Source organism: Streptomyces sp. NBC_00572 (assembly GCF_026341815.1).
Taxonomy (GTDB): domain Bacteria; phylum Actinomycetota; class Actinomycetes; order Streptomycetales; family Streptomycetaceae; genus Streptomyces.
The window spans coordinates 3,075,162-3,095,330 of sequence record NZ_JAPENX010000001.1 but is presented as its reverse complement, the minus strand read 5'-3'; the positions used below and the strand labels follow the sequence as shown (position 1 = coordinate 3,095,330).

The window sequence follows — 20,169 nt, the reverse complement described above, 5'->3', positions numbered from 1 at the left end:
CTAATCAACGTTCCACCCATGAGCTGACCGTGCAGAACATTTGCCTGCAATCGGTACTGTGCTCCTTAGAAAGGAGGTGATCCAGCCGCACCTTCCGGTACGGCTACCTTGTTACGACTTCGTCCCAATCGCCAGTCCCACCTTCGACAGCTCCCTCCCACAAGGGGTTGGGCCACCGGCTTCGGGTGTTACCGACTTTCGTGACGTGACGGGCGGTGTGTACAAGGCCCGGGAACGTATTCACCGCAGCAATGCTGATCTGCGATTACTAGCAACTCCGACTTCATGGGGTCGAGTTGCAGACCCCAATCCGAACTGAGACCGGCTTTTTGAGATTCGCTCCGCCTCGCGGCATCGCAGCTCTTTGTACCGGCCATTGTAGCACGTGTGCAGCCCAAGACATAAGGGGCATGATGACTTGACGTCGTCCCCACCTTCCTCCGAGTTGACCCCGGCGGTCTCCTGTGAGTCCCCATCGCCCCGAAGGGCATGCTGGCAACACAGGACAAGGGTTGCGCTCGTTGCGGGACTTAACCCAACATCTCACGACACGAGCTGACGACAGCCATGCACCACCTGTATACCGACCACAAGGGGGGCACTATCTCTAATGCTTTCCGGTATATGTCAAGCCTTGGTAAGGTTCTTCGCGTTGCGTCGAATTAAGCCACATGCTCCGCTGCTTGTGCGGGCCCCCGTCAATTCCTTTGAGTTTTAGCCTTGCGGCCGTACTCCCCAGGCGGGGAACTTAATGCGTTAGCTGCGGCACCGACGACGTGGAATGTCGCCAACACCTAGTTCCCAACGTTTACGGCGTGGACTACCAGGGTATCTAATCCTGTTCGCTCCCCACGCTTTCGCTCCTCAGCGTCAGTAATGGCCCAGAGATCCGCCTTCGCCACCGGTGTTCCTCCTGATATCTGCGCATTTCACCGCTACACCAGGAATTCCGATCTCCCCTACCACACTCTAGCCTGCCCGTATCGGATGCAGACCCGGGGTTAAGCCCCGGGCTTTCACACCCGACGTGACAAGCCGCCTACGAGCTCTTTACGCCCAATAATTCCGGACAACGCTTGCGCCCTACGTATTACCGCGGCTGCTGGCACGTAGTTAGCCGGCGCTTCTTCTGCAGGTACCGTCACTTTCGCTTCTTCCCTGCTGAAAGAGGTTTACAACCCGAAGGCCGTCATCCCTCACGCGGCGTCGCTGCATCAGGCTTTCGCCCATTGTGCAATATTCCCCACTGCTGCCTCCCGTAGGAGTCTGGGCCGTGTCTCAGTCCCAGTGTGGCCGGTCGCCCTCTCAGGCCGGCTACCCGTCGTCGCCTTGGTAGGCCATTACCCCACCAACAAGCTGATAGGCCGCGGGCTCATCCTTCACCGCCGGAGCTTTCAACCAGCTCCCATGCGGAAGCCGGTGTTATCCGGTATTAGACCCCGTTTCCAGGGCTTGTCCCAGAGTGAAGGGCAGATTGCCCACGTGTTACTCACCCGTTCGCCACTAATCCACCCCGAAGGGCTTCATCGTTCGACTTGCATGTGTTAAGCACGCCGCCAGCGTTCGTCCTGAGCCAGGATCAAACTCTCCGTGAATGTTTACCCGTAATCGGGTGACACTCGCGTTGAGCGGGACAGTCAGGCCGGAATAAGGCCGACTGTCCACAGCGTCCTCGCTGTGTATGTTGCCTACCCGCCACAAGGGCCGGCAGGACTTTCAAAGGAACCTCGCCATCCGAAGATGGACGGGGTATCAACTAATCTGGCGTTGATTTTTGGCACGCTGTTGAGTTCTCAAGGAACGGACGCTTCCTTTGTACTCACCCTCTCGGGCTTTCCTCCGGGCTTCCCTTCTGTTCTTGCGTTTCCGACTCTATCAGATCTTTCCGATCCGATTTCCTCGGTGCTTTCCGGTCCCATTCGCTTTCGCTCCGGGCCCTTCCGGCGGTTCCGACTCTATCAGATCCTTTCGGCGTCTGATTCCCAGTCAGCGGGGTTTGTCTTTGCGGCTGTTGGGCCGTTCCGACGTCTCAAACTCTAGCGGATTTCCCCGGCGGCTCATAATCGAGCTTTCGAAATGAATTTCGGCATGCCGAAATTCTTCCCGGTGGGGAGATCGTACTGAGTAGAGGTGCCGCTATCAGCGGCGGAGTGGTTGTCGAAGAACCGTTCCGGCTCTGTGACAACTCGGAGAACACTACGCATCCGGAAGGGGCGTGTCAACCCCTCTCAGATGCCCTCGGGTGACCCCGGAGGACCTCAGTCGAGGTCCGTCAGACGGCCGCCGGCGTCGGGCTGGGTGAGCTCCACGCGACGGAGGAGACGGATGAGGATCTCGCCCAGGACTCCCCTCTCGTCCGACGTCAGGTCCTGGAGCAGCTCCTCCTCGAAGTCCGAGGCCATGCGCATGGCCTCCAACCACTTCGAGCGGCCCTCGTCGGTGAGCTCGACGATCACCCGGACGCGGTTGTTCTCGTCGCGGTCGCGGGTGACCAGGCCCTCTCCCGCCATGCGGTCGATGCGGTGGGTCATCGCGGCCGGGGTGAGGCCCAGGCGCTTGGCGAGCTCACCGGGTCCCAGGCGGTAGGGCTCGCCGGCGAGGACCAAGGTCTTGAGGACCTCCCACTCGGCGTTGCTGATCCCGAGGTCGGCGAGCTGGCGTCCGTACGCCACGTTCATCCGGCGGTTCAGCCGGCCAAGGGCGGAGACGACCTTCTCGACCTGGGGGTCGAGGTCGCGGAACTCGCGCTGGTAGGCGGCGATCTGCTCGTCGAGGCTCGGCTCCTGCGGAGCCTGCGGGCCGGACCGCTCGGGGTTGTCGGACATGCGGGGAGTATCCCACGGCTCTCGTTGGCGTTGAAGTCCTTCGGTGTGTACTGTTAAGGGTCTAACTTTAGTGTTGAAGTCTTCAAGGTTCAGGGCTACATCTCTGAACCTGCGACCGAAGTGGGTGAGTGTGACCGAGGCGAGGGGCGCAGCGATGCGCCGTATTCAGGCAGGCAGCGCGCTGAGCGCGTTCGGACTCGGCTTCACCGTGCCGTACCTCTATGTGTACGTGGCACAGGTGCGGGATCTGGGCGCGGCCACGGCGGGCATCGTCCTGGCCGTGTTCGCCATGGCCGCACTCGTGGTGCTGCCCTTCAGCGGGCGGGCCATCGACCGGCGCGGGCCCGTGCCGGTCCTGCTGGTCGCCTCGGTCGTCGCCGCGGTGGGTGCGGTGGCGATGGGCTTCGCCTCCAGCGTGCCTGCGGCCGTGGGGGCCGCGGCGCTGCTCGGTGCCGGCACGGCCGTGCTCCAGCCGGCCCTCGCCACGATGATCGTCTGGTGCTCGACGCCCGTCGGCCGCACGCGGGCCTTCGCCATGCAGTTCTTCCTGCAGAACCTGGGTCTCGGTGTCGGTGGTCTGATCGGCGGTCTGCTGGTCGACACGAGCCGTCCGGGCAGCTTCATCCTGCTGTTCTCGATCGAGGCGGCGATGTTCCTGGTCCTGGCGGCGATCGTGGGGACCGTGCGGATGCCCGGCTCCCCCGCGTTCCAGGGCGCCCGTCCTTCCGGGGGCGGCAAGGGCGGCGGTGTCCGCGCGCTGCTCGGGCACAAGGCGATGGTGCAGCTGTGCGTCCTCGGCTTCGTCCTCTTCTTCGCCTGCTACGGACAGTTCGAGTCGGGTCTGGCCGCCTACGGCACCGAGGCCGCCGGCATCCAGCCCTCGACGCTCGGTATCGCACTGGCCGCCAATACCGCGGTGATCGTGGCCGCGCAGTTCCTGGTGCTGAAGTTCGTCGAGCGCCGCAAGCGGACCCGGGTGATCGCGGCCGTCGGTCTGATCTGGACCGTGGCCTGGCTGATCGCCGGCTACGCGGGCCTCGGGCACGGCAGCCAGGCCATGGCGACGGCGGCCTTCGTCTCCACGTACGCCCTCTTCGGGCTCGGTGAGGCGATGCTGTCGCCGACCGTGGCGCCGCTGGTCGCCGACCTGGCGCCGGAGTCGATGGTCGGGCAGTACAACTCGGCCTTCGCGCTGGTCAAGCAGCTGGCGCTGGCCGTCGGACCGGCCGTGGGCGGGCCCATGGGGGCCGCGCTGCACGGTCCGTACATCGTGACCTTCGTGCTCTTCTCGCTCGGCATCACCTTCCTCGCCGTGCGGCTCGGCAAGCAGCTGACCCCGGAGCAGAACCAGCCCTCGCCGGCCGGGAAGCCGTCCCGGGTCGTGGCGCAGCACATGCCCGAGAAGGAGACCGCGGCCGCCTAGGGCCTGCGCGGCCCCGGCCATGATCCGCCGGACAGGCCCTAGTGGTCAGGCAGGGCGAACTCGCACCAGACGGCTTTGCCGCCGCCCGGTGTGCGGCGGCTCCCCCAGGACGAGGCGATCGTCGCGATGATCGAGATCCCGCGACCCGCCTCGTCCTCCGATTCCGCCCTGCGGCGGCGCGGCAGATGGTCGTCCCCGTCCGTCACCTCGATGATCAGGCGGCGGTCGGTACGGCGCAGGCGCAGCCGCATGGGCGGGGTGCCGTGCTGGAGGGAGTTCGCCACCAGTTCGCTGGTGGCGAGGACGCCCAGGTCGCGCAGTTCGACCGGGAAGCGCCAGGACGACAGGACCCCGGAGGCGAAGGCACGCGCGCGGGGAGCCGCCTCGACGCCGCCGAGGAGTTCCAGGGCCGCGTTGTGGAAGAGCTCCGCGTCCGCTCCCTTGCGGGAGGGGTGCTGGACCACCAGCACGGCCACGTCGTCGTCGTGCTCCGCGGTGACCCCCAGAGAGCGGAGCAGCCGGTCGCAGACCACCTGCGGGGTGCCGCTCGCGCCGGAGAGGGCGCGGGCCAGGGCTGCGACGCCCTCGTCGATGTCCTCGCGGCGCCGCTCGACCAGTCCGTCGGTGTAGAGGACGGCGGTCGAGCCGGGCGGCAGGGCGATGGAGCCGGAGGTGTGCAGCCAGCCGCCCGTGCCGAGCGGCGGGCCCGTCGGGTCCTCGGCGCGCCGGACGCTGCCGTCCTCGTCCCGAACGAGGATCGGGAGGTGGCCCGCGGAGGCGTAGACCAGCTTCCCCTCGTTGGGGTCGTGGATCGCGTACACACAGGTGGCGATCTGGCTGGCGTCGATCTCGGCGGCGAGGCCGTCGAGGAGCTGGAGCACCTCGTGCGGGGGCAGGTCCAGGCGCGCGTAGGCCCGGACGGCGGTGCGGAGCTGACCCATGACGGCGGCGGCGCGCACGCCCCGGCCCATCACGTCGCCGATGACGAGCGCGGTGCGGCCGGCGCCGAGGGTGATCACGTCGTACCAGTCGCCGCCGACGGCCGCGTCGGTGCCACCGGGCTGGTAGGTGGCGGCGATCCGCAGGTCGTCGGGCTGCTCCAGGTCCTGCGGGAGCAGGGAGCGCTGGAGGGTGACGGCGGTCTCCCGGTGGCGGCGCTCGCTGGCCCGCAGTCGCTCGGCGGCCTCGGCGTGGTCGGTGACGTCCGCGGCGTGGACGAGGACTCCGCCCCCGTCGAGGTCCGGACTGTCCACGGGCAGGCACGTCACCGTGTACGAGCCGCCGTCCTGGGTGCGGCGGGACTTGACCGTACGCGGCTTGCCGCTGCGCAGCACCTGATCCATGAGGGGCAGCAGGCCGAGCTCCTCCGCCTCCGGGCAGGTGTCGGCGACCGTTGCGCCCGCGGGGCGTGGGCCGAAGGCGGCGGCATAGGCGTCGTTGACGTACGCGATGCGGTGCTCGGGGCCGTACACGAGCGCGACCAGGCCGGGGAGGCGGCCCAGGAGCTCCCGTACGGAGAAGTCCTCCAGGGTGGGGACGTCGACGGTCTCGGCGGCGGCGGGGGTGTCGGCGGCGAATTGCCCCAGCTGCTGCGCGTACTCACCGCGGGCGGCGGGCACGGAGCCTTCGGTCCCCCGCGCCGCGCGGCGCTGTGTGCCGGGGAGCCGGGCGCTCCAACGGGTGAAGTTCACGGATCTCTATGCCTCGTGGTGTCGGTGCCGTGCAGAGTCACGCTGTGCAGGTGTGAGCCCACCTATGGTCACACGTCCAGTGTGGACGAGTGCACTGACAGTGATGTCAGGACGACGGCTTGTCGCCGTGGTCGGGTGGCGGAGCGGCGGCGAGTTCGAATTCGGCGCGGGGGTGTTCCAGCGAGCCGAGGGAGACGATCTCCCGTTTGAACAGGCCGGACAGGATCCATTCGGCGAGGACCCGGGCCTTGCGGTTGAAGGTGGGCACCCGGCTGAGGTGATAGGCGCGGTGCATGAACCACGCCGGATATCCCTTCAGTTTCCGTCCGTAGACGTGGGCGACCCCCTTGTGGAGGCCGAGCGAGGCGACGGAGCCCACGTACGCGTGCGCGTACTCCTTGAGCGGCTGCCCGCGCAGGGAGGCCGCGATGTTCTCGGCGAGGACCTTGGCCTGGCGGACGGCGTGCTGCGCGTTGGGCGCGCACTCCTTGCCGGGTTCGTCCGAGGTCACGTCGGGGACGGCGGCGGCGTCGCCGGCCGCCCAGGCGTGGGCCACGCCCTCGACGGCGAGCTCGGCCGTGCAGCGGAGCCGGCCGCGCTCGTTCAGCGGCAGGTCGGTCGCGGCGAGGACGGGGGCGGGCTTGACGCCCGCGGTCCAGACGACCGTGCGGGTGGGCAGCCGGGTGCCGTCGCTGAGGACGGCGACCCGGTCCTCGCAGGATTCGAGGCGGGTCTCCAGGCGTACGTCGATGTTCCGGCCGCGCAGCTCGCGGATGGCGTACTTGCCCATCTCCGCGCCCACCTCGGGCAGGATCCGGTCCGAGGCCTCGACGAGGACCCATCGCAGGTCCTCGGGCTTGACGTTGTGGTAGTACCGCGCCGTGTAGCGGGCCATGTCCTCCAGCTCGGCGAGCGCCTCCACGCCCGCGTAGCCCCCGCCGACGAAGACGAAGGTGAGGGCGGCGTCGCGGATCGCGGGGTCACGGGTCGAGGAGGCGATGTCCATCTGCTCGATGACGTGGTTGCGCAGGCCGATGGCCTCCTCCACCGTCTTGAAGCCGATGCCGTGGTCGGCGAGGCCGGGGACCGGGAGGGTGCGGGAGACCGAGCCCGGCGCGATGACCAGCTCGTCGTACGTGAGGTCGACGGCGCCGGTGCCCTCCTCGGCGGTGGCGAGGGTGGAGAGGGTCGCGGTCCGCTTGGCGTGGTCGACGGAGAGGACCTCGCCGATGACGATCCGGCAGCGGTCCAGGACCCGGCGGAGCGGCACGACGACATGGCGCGGGGAGATCGAGCCGGCGGCGGCCTCGGGCAGGAACGGCTGGTACGTCATGTACGGCTCGGGGGTGACCACCACGATCTCGGCCGCGCCGGCTCTCAGCTCGGCGCTGAGCTGCCGCTGGAGGCGCAGCGCGGTGTACATGCCGACGTAGCCACCGCCGACCACGAGAATGCGCGCAGGTTCGGTCACTGTCCCATGACGCACCGCCGTCCGTGGTTTGTCCACAGCCCCGGCAAATTGTGTGACCGGAGGGGTACGGAGGCGCGGGGTGGCGCATGAGGGGGGTGCGGGCACAACGGTGCAGGTCAGGGGGGCCGTGCCGGGTTCAGTCGGGGGTCTGAATCGGGAGTGTTCCGGTCCTTGCTCCGATCGGGGGGCGCACCGTACGGAACTCCCCCTTCTGAATTGACCCGGACTCAACTATGTTCGTACTTCGTCGGGGTGTCGGATGGGAGCGCGTGGACCGAAGCGCTCGTCGACCGGAAGCCCCGTTTCAGGGCGGGGAGTCTCCGGGGGGAGACATCATGAGCGGGGGAACGCTTATGCAGATTCAGGATTCACGATGGCAGACGGGCGCCGGCACGGCGACCGTGGACGACGGCCCGCACACGGGCGTCGTCGGCTCCGAGCGCAATGGCGCACCGGTGGCCGGCGGCAGGTCCGCGCCGCTGCGGGTGGACGCCCAGCGCAATCTGGAGCACGTCCTGCGCGCCGCGCGCGAGGTGTTCGGCGAGCTCGGTTACGGGGCTCCGATGGAGGACGTGGCACGCCGCGCCCGCGTCGGGGTCGGCACCGTCTACCGGCGCTTCCCGAGCAAGGACGTGCTGGTCCGGCGCATAGCCGAGGAGGAGACCTCCCGGCTGACCGAGCAGGCGCGGGCCGCGCTGGGCCAGGAGGACGAGCCGTGGTCGGCGCTCTCCCGGTTCCTGCGGACCTCGGTGGCCTCGGGCGCGGGCCGGCTCCTTCCGCCGCAGGTGCTGCGGGTGGGCGTGGACGACGCCACGGTGCTGCCGTTCGGTGGCGAGTCCCACGACGCGGACGACGCGGCGCGGGTGCCGTACCAGCGGGGTGTCGGCGAGCCCACCGACGCGCGCGTGGTCGCGCCGCGGGCCGTACCGGCCGAGGAGAAGGACGACTCGGGCGCCGCGGAGCTTCTTGAGGTGGTCGGCCGGCTGGTCGACCGGGCGCGTGAGGCGGGTCAGCTGCGGGCCGATGTGACCGTGGCGGACGTTCTCCTCGTCATCGCCACCGCTGCCCCGGCCCTGCCGGACGCGGTGCAGCAGGCGGCGGCCTCGACCCGGCTCCTCGACATCCTTCTTGAGGGGCTGCGCTCCCGGTAGGGAGTTCGCCCTTCGGCTCTTTGGCGCTTTGGCGCTTTGGCGCTTTGGCGCTTTGGCGCTTTGGCGCTTTGGCGCTTTCGTGGTCCGGGCGGATCAACGAGCATGACACGAACGTGTGAGCGGTTACGCCCGGATACACGAAGTCGCCCCGGACGAGTGGTAAGTGGACGCGGCGCTCCGGCGTGCCCGCGCTCTGTGGCAGGCTTGGCCGGTGTTCGGGTCTGAGCGTGCGTACGGGGGCTTCCGCGATGAGCGGTGACGGTCGGGACGAGCCGCTGGGAAACGGCGGCACCGCGGAGACCGGGGGCATGCCCTCACGGCAGGTGCCCAGCCAGGGCGGGCCGGGAGGCCTCTCCGGCGCGCCGGGGCAGGGCGAGCCGTTCGACGCGAGCGTGCCGCAGCAGCGTGAGGGCAAGGCGTCCGGGTGGGGTGCCGGTTCCGGGGCTGTCGCGGGGGCGGCCTCCACGGGCTTCACCGACCACGCCGGCGACGGGACGGCCGGGAACGGTGCGACTGCCGAGGACGACGAGCACGACAGCGTGCTTCCGCCGCCCCTCGAACTGCCGCCCTCCGACGCCGAGCTCGTCCAGCTCATGCGGGAGGGCGACGACTCCGCGTACGAGGAGCTGTTCCGCCGCCACTCCGAGGCCGTGCGCCGGTACGCGAGAACCTGCTGCCGGGACGCGCACACCGCCGACGACCTGACCGCCGAGGTCTTCGCCCGTACCCTCCAGGCGGTCCGGGGCGGCGCCGGGCCCGAACAGGCCGTACGCGCCTACCTGATGACCACCGTCCGGCGGGCCGCGGCCAACTGGGCCAGGACCCAGAAGCGGGAACACCTGGTCGAGGACTTCGCCGTGTTCGCGGCGGACGCCGCCCGTTCCTCCGAGGTCTCCGACCAGGAGACGATGGACCTCGGCGCCGACGTCCGGGCCATGCACGAGGCCGAGCAGTCGCTCGCCATGCAGGCCTTCCGCTCGCTGCCCGAGCGCTGGCAGGCCGTGCTGTGGCACACCACCGTCGAGGAGGAGTCCCCGAGCGAGGTCGCGCCGCTCTTCGGCCTGACCGCCAACGCCACGGCCGTCCTCGCCAGCCGTGCCCGCGAAGGCCTCAAGCAGGCCTACCTCCAGGCCCACGTCAGCCAGTCCCTGACGGCCGGCGGCGACTGCGCCCGGTACGCGGACCGGCTCGGCGCCTACGCGCGCGGTGGGCTGCGGATGCGCGCCGAACGCGGACTGCGCAAGCACTTGGACGAGTGCGCCAAGTGCCGGCTCGCCGCCGGTGAGCTGGCCCATGTCAACGCCGGGATCCCCGCGCTGCTGCCCGTCGCCGTCATCGGCTGGTTCGCGGCCGGGTACTCGCTCAAGGCCGCCGGTGTCGTCGCCGGTGGCGCCGTCGGCGCGGGCGCGGCCGCCTCCGGGGCCTCCGGGGGCGCGGCCTCCGGTGGTGCCGCCGCCGAGGGTCTCGGCGCGCCGGCGAAGGCCGGCATCGCGGCGGCCGTGGCCGTCGCCGCGGCCGCCGGGCTCGTCTGGGCCATGGCCGGGGATCCGCAGCCCGTGGCCGCGCCCCGGCCCACGCAGCCCGTGGTCACCCCCGTCGTACCGGCGGAGCCCGCGCCCCCGCCGAAGCCGACGCCGACGCCCGTACCGCCGCCTCCGCCCGTACGGTCCGAGCCGCCGGCACCCACGCCGACCCCGACGCCCACCCCGAGTCCCGAGAAGCCCTCGCCGAAGCCGACTCCTGCGAAGCCGTCCCCCAAGCCGACGCCGCCGCCGAAGCCCAGCCCGACGCCGACACCCACGCCGACGCCGACGCCGAGTCCCGAGAAGCCCTCGCCGAAGCCGACGCCGCCGCCCGCGCCGCCGAGCGTCTACCAGGTCAACGAGCTGGACTACGGGATCTTCGGCGACGGCTCCAAGCCCGAGGTCGCCCTCTCCGACAGCAGCTGGATGTGGCAGCGCAACGGCCTCTCCCTCGGCGGCACGCAGTACGCGCACGGGGTGAGCGTCCACGCGCCCTCGTCCCTGCTGATCGACCTCAACCGGCAGTGCACGAGTTACGACGCGATCGTCGGCGTCGACGACCTGAGCGCCCTGCTCGGTGTCGGCGGCGTCCGCTTCTCCGTCTACGGGGACGAGGAGCGGCTCTGGCGCTCCGACGTGGTCCGGGCCGGCGACCCGCCGATCCCGGTGCACGTCGACATCTCCGGCCGCAGCACGATCCGGCTGGTGGTGGAGGAACACACGCCGTTCGGCCGGGCCGCGGTCGCCGACTGGGCACAGTCCCAGATCAGCTGCTCCTGACGTACTCGTACGTCGCGGTCAGCCACTCCCGACGGTGTCGTACGTCCCGGGTCAGCCGCTCCCGACGGTCTCGCTCCCGTTTCCGTCCGGTTCGGGCCTCGCGGTGACGGTCTCCGCGAGGGCCAGTACGTCGTCGATGCCGAGGCCCTCCCCCGCCGCGCGGGCGGCGGCGAGGCCCGACGGGCCGAGCGCCGCGAGCGCGCGGTCGGTCACGGTCTCCAGGTCCCGCACGCCCGGGACGGAGCGGGGCCGCTCGTCGCGCCAGCCCTCGACGGCCGTCATGATCCGTACCGCCAGAGCCGGTTCGCCCGCCGAGGACAGGACGAGCGCGAGGCCCTCCGCCAGGCCCGCGGTGATGTAGTCCGCGCACTGCGCGTCCCGCGCGCCGCGCAGTGCGTCGGTGGCCGTGGCGACGGCGGAAGCCCGGCCCTCGCCCGCCTCGACGCGCGCGGACAGCCCCACGAGGGCCGCCTCGAAGTGTGGTGGGGGCGCACCGGTCGCGGCCGTGCGGCCCGCCTCCTCCAGCTGGGCGCGGGCCTCCGCGATCTCCCCGCGGTGCAGGGCGAGGGCGGCACGGAGGAAGCAGACGAACACGCCGGTGTCCCGCACGAAGTAGCGCTCCGCCTCCCGCGCGGCCTCGTCGAGGCCCTTCTCGGCGGCCTCCATGTCCCCTGCCTGGTAGTCGAGTTCGGCAAGGCGAGCGATGAGGAACGGCGACTCGGCATGGGCGCCGACCTCGCGGGCCAGCCGGAGCGCCTCCCGGTACGCCTCCCCGGCCTCCTCGCTGCGGCCGCGCAGCATATGGGCCTCGCCCGTCGCGCTCGCGATCTGGGCTCCCATCCAGCGGTCGCCGACGCTCCGGGCGAGGCGGCCGAGCTCGGACAGGTCCTCGTCGATGCCGGGCATGCCGCCGGGCATGTCGACGACCATGTGCGTACGGAACATGAGGCTGACGCCGACCTCCCAGTCGCCGCCGTGGCGGCGGCAGTTGGCGACGGCCTCGTCGAGGAGGTCGCGGACCACGGCCGGTTCCTCGGTGAGGTACGCGGTGAACGGCCAGAGCAGGCCGGGGAACCGGGCTCCCTCGGGGCCGGGTGGCTCACCGAACGCGGACCGTACGCGGCCGGCGAGCGCGATCGCCTCCGGTTCCTGGAAGTCGCCCAGCGTGCGGCTGTCGACCGCGAGGAAGAACTGCAGCATGCGCAGCCGCATACGGGGCCAGTAGCGGGGGTCCTCGGGGTCGGCCGGGTCGTCGCCGAGCGCGACCGTGCGGTCCACCCAGGTCAGGCCTTCGGGACGGTAGTTGCGCAGCCACCAGAACCAGCCCATGGCGAAGACCAGGCGATGGGCGGCGGCCTCGTCGGGGGAGGTGACGACGGTGCGGTGCAGGGCGGCGCGGATGTTGTCGAGGTCGCGCTCGATCCGCGCGATCCACGGCAGCTGTTCGCCCGAGCGGAGCTTGGGCTCGGCGGCCTCGGCGAGGGCCGTGAAATGGAAGGTGTGGGTGGCCTCGGCGGCGGCGAGGAGCGCCGGGGTCTCGGCGGCGCGCTCGACCGCGTACTCGTGGATGGTCTCCAGGAGCCGGTAGCGCATCTCGCCGCCCTCGGTGGGGGTGGCGACGACGAGGGACTTGTCGACCAGGGCGCCGAGCGAGTCCGCCGCGCGCGGGGAGAGGGCCTCCGCCGCCGCGAGGTCCCAGCCGCCGGCGAAGACCGAGACCTGGCGGAGCAGGGTGCGCTCGTCGGGGTCGAGCAGGTCCCAGGACCAGTCGACGACCGCGCGGAGGGTCTGCTGGCGGGGCAGGACCGTGCGGGAGCCGGAGGTGAGCAGCTGGAAGCGGTCGTCGAGACGGTCGGCGATCTGGCGCGGGGTGAGCAGCCGCAGCCGGGCGGCGGCCAGTTCGATGGCGAGGGGCAGGCCGTCGAGGCGGCGGCAGATCTCGTCGACGGCGGCGCCGTCCCGGGCGAGGTCGAAGGAGGGGCGCACGGCGCGGGCGCGCTCGGCGAAGAGGCGGTGCGCGGGGTCGGGCGGAAGGGGCTCGACGGGCCGGACCGCCTCGCCGGGGACGCCGAGGGGTTCGCGGCTGGTGGCGAGGACGCGGAGCTGCGGGCAGTGGGTGAGGAGGGTCTCGGCGAGGGCCGCGGCCGCGTCGATCACGTGCTCGCAGTTGTCGAGGACGAGGAGGAAGGGGCGGCGGGCGAGGTGCTCGACGAGATGGGCGGTGGGGTCGTCCTGGAGGGCGGCGCCGTCGCGGGTGATCAGGTTGATCTCGCGGAGCCGGAGCGCGGAGAGAACGGCGCCGGGGACGGCCTCGGGGTCGTCGAGCGGGGCGAGCTCGGCGATCCAGGCGGGGGTGGCGGCGTCGGTGCTCGCGGCGGGGCCGGTGGCGGGGGTGGGGGCGTCGGTGCTCGCCACGGGGCCCGTGGCGGGGGCGACGGCCCTGAGGGCGGCCTCTTCGGCGAGGCGGGTCTTGCCCGAACCGCCGGGGCCGGTGAGCGTGACGAGCCGGGAGCGGGCCAGATCGGCGTGGAGCGCGGCGAGTTCGGGCTCACGGCCCACGAAGGAGGTGAGACGGGGGCGGATGTTGCCGGGGAGGACGGTGGGGGTCGCCGGGCTGGGGGCCTGCGCGTGGTCCGGCGGGGACTGCGGCTGCGGGTGGGCGGTCGGCGACCCCCACGGGGTGCCCGTACGGGCGGGGCCCGGGGCGGGGCCCGGGGCGGGGCTCGGGGCGGGGCTCGGGGGCGGGCTCGGGGGCGGGCCCGCGAGGAGTTCCCGGTGGAGGGCGGTGAGTTCGGGGCCCGGGTCGGCGCCGAGGGCGTCCGCGAGGGTACGGCGGGCCGACTCGTAGGCGGTGAGGGCGTCGGCGTGGCGGCCCTCGGCCCGCAGGGCGCGGATGAGATGGGCGCGGAAGGCCTCGTCGTACGGGTACGTAGTGGTGAGTTCGGTCAGCTCCGGCACGAGTCCGTCGGTGGCGCCCCGGCGCAGGTCGGCCTCGACGCGCTGCCGCAGGGCCGCGAGCCGCTGGGCCTCGGGGCGGACGCCGGCCGGGCCGGACAGATCGGCGAGGGCGGCGCCCCGGAAGAGGCCGAGGGCCAGGCGGAGCAGGGTGGCGGCCTTCTCCGGGTCGCCGGCTTCGAGCTGGGCGCCCGCGTCCTGGACGTGGCGCTCGAAGACGTACAGGTCGATGTCCTCGGGGGCGGCGACGAGCCGGTAGCCGGGGCCGGGGGTGGAGGCGACGGCATCGCTGCCGATGGTCCGCCGGAGGCGGCCGACCAGGGCCTGGAGAGCGGCGGGGGCGTCCTGCGGCGGGGCGTCCCCGTACACGTCGTCGGCCAGCTCGGTGACGGAGGCGGCGCGTCCGCCGCGCAGCGCGAGGGCGGCGAGCAGCGCGCGCAGCCGGGCGCCGCCGAGGGGGAGGCGGGCGCCGCGGGGGTCGAGGGCCTCGGTGGTGCCGAGGATGAGATACCGCACCGGCTCATTGTGTCCGGCGGCACGGACGTACGCCTCGGGGTTTACCCGGGGGTGACCCTCGGATCCCGGCCGTCAGAACGCGCCGGTGTCGGGCTCGAAACTGAGCGGGTGGGGAAGCGGGACCACTGTCCCCAGCTTGTGGATGGACTTGTGACCGTAGTCGTCGCCGGACGGACCGGAACAGATGACGGCCAGCGCGTTCCTTCGAACGAGCGTGCTGTGGCGATTCGTCCGAGGGCGCCCCCTCAGGCGGGCAGCGACCTCGTCGCGGGAATCAGGGGGCCCTGGACCGCGCGGTGGGCGCGTGGTTCCGTCGTGTTCGTCCAGCAGGAGCCCCGGCGGGACATGAGGCGGCGGAGCCAGAGTTCGGTGGAGACGAGGTCGGCCAGGCCGTCCAGGGGGACGGGTTCGCCGTCGGCCGCCGCGCGGAGGGCCTCGCGGACCACACGGGCCTCGATCAGGCCCGCGTCGGCGAGCAGCGGGGCGTCGAAGAGGGCGATCAGGTGGGGGAGCGCCGCGCGCAGCCCCGCGCGCGTGGCGGCGGCCGGGACCGCCGGGTGGGGGGCGCCCCAGCCCGGGGGGAGGTCGTGGATGCCGGCGCCTGACAGGACCGTGCGCAGCACGCCCGCGCGTGCGTCCGGCTGGACCCGGAGGGATTCGGGGAGCTCCCGGCAGGCCCGTACGACCTGGTTGTCGAGGAAGGGGGCGTGCAGGCGCTGGCCGCGGATCTCGGCGGCCTGTTCCAGGACGCGGTGGTCGGCCGCCGCGCGCGCGAGGGCGGCACGCGCGCGTGCTTCGCCCGGGCGCTGGACGGAGGTCGGCAGGGTCGCCGCCCGGTTCAGGCGAACCGATACTTCAGCCAGCGCCTCCCCCGTCAGCCAGCGCGCCGCCGGACCCGGCCGCGACCAGGTCAGCGCGGAGAGGGACGCCTCCAGGGGGCCGAAGCCGTCCGGAGCCGTGCGGTTCGCCTCCAGGACCCGCTGGGCCGCCGCCTCCAGGCCCGTCCGGTACGGGGTGCGTGCCAGCTTCCGCGCCGCCCGGTACACGGTCAGGGGCACCAGGAGCGAGCCCGCCGAGGGGCCCGAGGCCTTGGCGAGCGCCGTCACGGGACGCACCAGGGAGCGGCGCCTGCGGTCCATCAGGAGGTCCGCGAGGCGCGCCGGGTGCGCGTCCAGGACCTGCTTGGCGCCCATGCCGGTGAAGTGGTCGGCGCTGCCGCCCGAGAGGCGCCTGCGGTGCCGTTCGGCCGTGACGAGCGAGGGACCCGGCTCGTCGGTGAGCGGCCCGTCGAGCGCGGCGTACGGGAGCGCCTCCTCGCCGCCCGCGACGACCACGTGGTGCAGGCGCGGGTCGGCCGCGATCTCCCCGGCCCGCTTCAGCTCGTCCTCTCGGTCCGAACCCGCGCGCGTGGCCAGGTCGTTGAAGGTGACGGCGAGCAGTCTCTCCCCCGCGCCCGTGCCGTGCCCGGTGATCGTGCCCGGCACCCCCGGGAGGCCCGCCGCGAGCAGCGCGAGCGTGCCCGAGGCGCTGCCGCCGGACAGGTCGGCGCCGATGCCGGGCGCCGGGCCCCCGCCCCGCGCCGCGCGCCGGTCGGCGGGCCCCATGCCGGGGACGGGGCCGGGGTCGGGGAGCGGGGTCTCCGGTGCGTGCCGGGGCGCGGTGAGCCGGGCGCGTACGGCTTCGACGAGGGCGTCCCTGACCCCTTCGACGGCCTGCCGGGGGTCGGCCTCGGCCGCCGCGACCGCGAGCGAGGCGACCTGCTCGTACCCGGTGATCTCCCGCGATCCCTCCCGCAGGATCAGCGCGTGCCCCGGCGGCACCCGCCGGACCCCCTCGTACGGGGTGGAGTCGCGCAGTGCCTCCGGGGTCTCCGGGCAGGCGAGCAGTGCGGCGAGATGGCCGATGTCGAGCTGGGCCTCGACGAGGTCGGCGAGCGGCAGGGCGGCGGTGGCGAAGGCGGTGCCGCCCGCCCACGGGGTGTGGAACACGGGCCGGGCGCCCGCGAGATCACCGGTGACGGTGACGCGGCGGCCGGCCTTGACGACCGCCGTGTAGCTGCCGGGCCAGGCCGTGAGATGCCGCAACGCGCCCCCGCGCGCGGTGAGCAGGCCGATCCGCAGTTCCTCGTCGCTCGCGGCGCAACAGCCGAGGACGGCGAGGCGGGTGTGGTCGTCGACGGCCACCACGCGCACCTCGTCGGGGCGCCAGTCGCCGACCGCCCACAGGGGATCGGGGTCACCCCAGAGGAGTTGCGCGCCGACCGGTTGCACCGTGCGCCCCTCGGTGGCGGCGGCCCGACCCGAGCTCGCGGAGTATGTCGCTCCGTAGCCGCCGTCCGCCGGGTGCGTCGCTCCGTAGCCGGGCTGCGAGCCGCCGTGACCGCGGTCGTAGGAGGCGCTCACCGATCCCGCCCGGGCCCCGGCCGTCGTTGCGAAGCTCGCGGCGACACTGCTCCAGCCCACCAGCCATCGCATCGGCGCCTCCACATCCGTTTCGGTGGGAGACATGCTGCCACGACAACGGCGCACGGGGCGGAGTCCGGGCGCACGCGTGCGAAAGCCGAATGCGCCCCTGGCATGGGCCAGTTGACCACCGGCGTCATTCGGCCAAATATCGACCCTCCCCGGCGGGGTTGGAACGCGCCCGGGGCATCTGCCCTCGCACACCGCTTCACACCGGCCACCGGCAGCCCGGGAGGCGCTCCCGCCTCCCGGCGCCGTCCGCCGCCCGCGGGGAATGGGGCGGCGGTATCCCCCAGCCCACTGGTCCGGGACACTGATCCCGGCCGAGCGGGCCGACCCACGCGATATTCATGGAAGCGCTCTCCCTGCCGCCCGGAGAGAGCGCACGGCCGGGCGCACGGCCACACGGCGGGAGCACGAGCCGGGCAGCCGGGCCCGACTGTCGGCCTTTCACACAACAATCTCGCCATACGGAACACCGCCCCTTAACGGTAGGGATGCGGCGAACTACGCTGTGTTTACGAATGCCGCACGCCTATGCCCGGCGTCGTGGCGGCCGTCTGGGTTGTCGAGGGGTGGCGTCATGTCCAGGGAGCAACGCGGGCCGAACGAAAAGCTCGGCACGGTTCTCGCCCTCGCGGGAATCAGCAACGCCGGGCTCGCCCGGCGCGTCAACGACCTCGGTGCACAGCGGGGCCTGACGCTTCGTTACGACAAGACCTCGGTCGCCCGATGGGTGTCCAAGGGCATGGTGCCGCAGGGCGCCGCCCCGCATCTGATCGCCGCCGCGATCGGGCAGAAGCTCGGCCGGCCCGTGCCGCTGCACGAGATCGGCCTCGCCGACGCCGACCCGGCGCCCGAGGTGGGGCTCGCCTTCCCGCGCGACGTCGGCGAGGCCGTGCGCTCCGCCACCGACCTGTACCGGCTGGATCTCGCAGGACGCCGGGCCGGCGGAGGCGGGATCTGGCAGTCGCTCGCCGGGTCCTTCGCGGTGAGCGCGTACGCGACTCCCGCGTCCCGCTGGCTGATAACCCCGGCCGACCCGTCCGTGGAGCGCGAGGCCCCACGAACCCCGGGAGCCGGCATCACGGTCGCGGGCGCGTCCTCGACGGGGACCGGGACCGCCGCCGCGGCCCCGCCGGAGTACGTGCGCGTGGGGCACAGCGACGTCGCCAAGCTCCGCGAGGCCGCCGAGGACGCCCGCCGGTGGGACTCCAAGTACGGCGGCGGGGACTGGCGTTCGTCCATGGTCCCCGAGTGCTTACGCGTGGACGCGGCCCCGCTGCTGCTCGCCTCGTACTCCGACGAGGTCGGCCGGGCCCTCTTCGGCGCGACCGCCGAGCTCACCCGGCTCGCCGGCTGGATGGCCTTCGACACCGGGCAGCAAGAGGCCGCCCAGCGCTACTACATCCAGGCGCTGCGGCTCGCCCGCGCCGCCGCCGACGTGCCCCTCGGCGGCTACGTCCTCGCCTCCATGTCCCTCCAGGCCACCTACCGGGGCTTCGCCGACGAGGGCGTCGACCTCGCCCAGGCCGCGCTGGAGAGGAACCGGGGGCTCGCCACCGCCCGCACCATGTCCTTCTTCCGGCTCGTCGAGGCACGCGCGCACGCGAAGGCCGGTGACGGGGTCGCCGCGGCGGCCGCGCTCAAGTCCGCCGAGGGCTGGCTGGAGCGCTCCCGGGAGGGCGACGGCGACCCGACCTGGCTGGGCTTCTACTCGTACGACCGGTTCTGCGCCGACGCCGCCGAGTGCTACAGCGATCTGAAGGCGCCGCGAGAGGTGCGCCGCTTCACCGAGCAGGCGCTCTCCCGGCCGACGGAGGAGTTCGTCCGCTCGCACGGACTGCGGCTCGTGGTCTCCGCCGTCGCCGAACTGGAGTCGGGCAATCTCGACGCGGCCTGCGCGGCGGGCACGCGCGCGGTGGAGGTGGCGGGACGGATCTCCTCGGCGCGGACGACGGAGTACGTACGGGATCTGCTGCACCGGCTCGAACCGTACGGGGACGAGCCCCGGGTGATGGAGCTGCGGGAACGGGCCCGACCGCTGCTCGTCGCGCCGGTGTGAGCGGGACGCGGGGCGACTCGGGAGCGTGACCTGCGTCTCGTGATGTCGCGCGAGGTTTCACGGGATTGTCAGTGGGCCAGTGCACTATCGGGGGTGGGAGGTGGCGCTGGTGTTTGACTGTGACGTGCTGGTGATCGGCGGCGGGATCGTCGGTCTGTCGACGGCGTACGCCCTGACGCGCGCCGCTCCCGGCACGCGGGTCACGGTCCTGGAGAAGGAGCACGCGCTCGCGCGCCACCAGACGGGGCGCAACAGCGGGGTGATCCACAGCGGGATCTACTACCGGCCGGGATCGCTCAAGGCCCGGTTCGCGGTCGAGGGCGCGGCCGAAATGGTCAAGTTCTGCGCGGAGTGGGACATTCCGTACGAGGTGACGGGCAAGCTCGTCGTGGCCACCGCGCGCGAGGAGCTGCCCCGGCTGCACGCGCTCGTGCAGCGCGGCAGGGAGAACGGCATCCCGGTGCGGGAGCTCGGCCCGGCCCAGATCAGCGAGTACGAGCCGCGGGTGCGGGGCCTGGCCGCGATCCACGTCGGCACGACCGGCATCTGCGACTACGGGGCGGTGTCGGAGCGGCTCGCCGAGTCCTCCGGGGCCCGGATCCTGTACGGGGCGGAGGTCACCGTCATCGACCGGCGCCCCTGGGGGGTCGCCGTGCGGACCGCGGACGGCCGGGTGGTGCGGGCGCGGGTCCTGGTGAACTGCGCGGGGCTGCACTGCGACCGGATCGCGCGGCTCGCGGGCGACGACCCGGGCATGCGGATCGTGCCCTTCCGGGGGGAGTACTACGAGCTGGCGGACCCCTCGCTCGTCCGGGGTCTGGTCTATCCGGTGCCGGACCCGGCGTTCCCCTTCCTCGGGGTGCATCTGACCCGGGGGATCGACGGCGGCGTCCACATCGGACCGAACGCGGTCCCGGCGCTCGCGCGGGAGGGGTACGGCTGGTCCGTCGTCCGGCCCCGCGAGCTGGCCGGCACGCTCGCGTGGCCCGGCTCCTGGGCGATCGCCCGGGCGCACTGGCGGTACGGGGCGGGCGAGCTGCGGCGGTCGGTGTCGAAGCGGGCCTTCACGGAGGCGGTACGGCGACTGCTTCCGGTGGTGGAGGAGTCGGACCTGCGGCGGGCGGCGCCGGGCGTACGGGCGCAGGCGGTGCTGCGGGACGGGACGCTGGTCGACGACTTCCTGATCAGGGAGGCGGCGCGCACGGTCCACGTCCTGAACGCGCCTTCCCCGGCGGCGACGGCGTCACTACCGATCGGCCGAGAGGTGGCGGGCCGAGCACTGGCCCTCCTGTAGCCGCAGTCCCTGC

At 72.4% G+C, this 20,169-nt stretch carries 10 protein-coding genes and 1 rRNA gene; 5 read left to right on the top strand and 6 right to left on the bottom strand.

The window, feature by feature from the left end:
- Positions 1-69: 69 nt before the first annotated feature.
- Both OG514_RS14245 and OG514_RS14240 read right to left on the bottom strand, forming a co-directional pair.
- Positions 70-1,595 (bottom strand): 16S ribosomal RNA (locus OG514_RS14245).
- Positions 1,596-2,258: 663 nt separating this feature from the next.
- The gene (locus OG514_RS14240) at positions 2,259-2,825 is read right to left on the bottom strand and encodes a MarR family winged helix-turn-helix transcriptional regulator (RefSeq protein WP_266894515.1); all 567 of its coding nucleotides are present in this window, start codon (positions 2,823-2,825) and stop codon (positions 2,259-2,261) included.
- A gap of 154 nt (positions 2,826-2,979) precedes the next feature.
- Here OG514_RS14240 and OG514_RS14235 point away from each other — a divergent pair, with 154 nt between their 5' ends.
- Positions 2,980-4,248 (top strand): MFS transporter, encoded by a 1,269-nt coding sequence (locus tag OG514_RS14235; protein ID WP_266894513.1) that lies wholly within the window; start codon positions 2,980-2,982, stop codon positions 4,246-4,248.
- A 38-nt stretch (positions 4,249-4,286) separates the two neighbouring features.
- On the opposite strand, the gene OG514_RS14230 is transcribed toward OG514_RS14235, so the two are convergent.
- Both OG514_RS14230 and OG514_RS14225 read right to left on the bottom strand, forming a co-directional pair.
- The gene (locus tag OG514_RS14230; protein ID WP_266894511.1) at positions 4,287-5,939 is read right to left on the bottom strand and encodes a SpoIIE family protein phosphatase; all 1,653 of its coding nucleotides are present in this window, start codon (positions 5,937-5,939) and stop codon (positions 4,287-4,289) included.
- A 106-nt stretch (positions 5,940-6,045) separates the two neighbouring features.
- Complete coding sequence (locus tag OG514_RS14225) at positions 6,046-7,410, bottom strand: NAD(P)/FAD-dependent oxidoreductase (protein WP_266894509.1); 1,365 nt, start codon at positions 7,408-7,410, stop codon at positions 6,046-6,048.
- A gap of 353 nt (positions 7,411-7,763) precedes the next feature.
- Between OG514_RS14225 and OG514_RS14220 the strand changes: the two genes are divergently transcribed.
- Both OG514_RS14220 and OG514_RS14215 read left to right on the top strand, forming a co-directional pair.
- Positions 7,764-8,561, top strand: a complete 798-nt coding sequence (locus tag OG514_RS14220) for a TetR/AcrR family transcriptional regulator (RefSeq protein ID WP_266894507.1) — start codon at positions 7,764-7,766, stop codon at positions 8,559-8,561.
- Positions 8,562-8,809: 248 nt separating this feature from the next.
- The gene (locus tag OG514_RS14215; protein ID WP_266894505.1) at positions 8,810-10,864 is read left to right on the top strand and encodes a sigma-70 family RNA polymerase sigma factor; all 2,055 of its coding nucleotides are present in this window, start codon (positions 8,810-8,812) and stop codon (positions 10,862-10,864) included.
- 51 nt (positions 10,865-10,915) lie between these two features.
- Here the strand turns inward: OG514_RS14215 and OG514_RS14210 are convergent, their stop codons facing one another.
- Together OG514_RS14210 and OG514_RS14205 are read right to left on the bottom strand one after the other, a co-directional pair.
- Positions 10,916-14,335 (bottom strand): BTAD domain-containing putative transcriptional regulator, encoded by a 3,420-nt coding sequence (locus OG514_RS14210; protein WP_266894503.1) that lies wholly within the window; start codon positions 14,333-14,335, stop codon positions 10,916-10,918.
- 245 nt (positions 14,336-14,580) lie between these two features.
- Positions 14,581-16,809: an asparagine synthase-related protein gene (locus OG514_RS14205; RefSeq protein ID WP_266900849.1), complete on the bottom strand. Its 2,229-nt coding sequence runs from the start codon at positions 16,807-16,809 to the stop codon at positions 14,581-14,583.
- Between the two features lie 571 nt (positions 16,810-17,380).
- On the opposite strand from OG514_RS14205, the gene OG514_RS14200 reads away from it, so the two are divergent.
- Together OG514_RS14200 and lhgO are read left to right on the top strand one after the other, a co-directional pair.
- Positions 17,381-18,862: an MFS transporter gene (locus tag OG514_RS14200; RefSeq protein ID WP_266894501.1), complete on the top strand. Its 1,482-nt coding sequence runs from the start codon at positions 17,381-17,383 to the stop codon at positions 18,860-18,862.
- 109 nt (positions 18,863-18,971) lie between these two features.
- Complete coding sequence (gene lhgO / locus OG514_RS14195; protein ID WP_266894499.1) at positions 18,972-20,156, top strand: L-2-hydroxyglutarate oxidase; 1,185 nt, start codon at positions 18,972-18,974, stop codon at positions 20,154-20,156.
- Positions 20,157-20,169 lie beyond the last annotated feature (13 nt).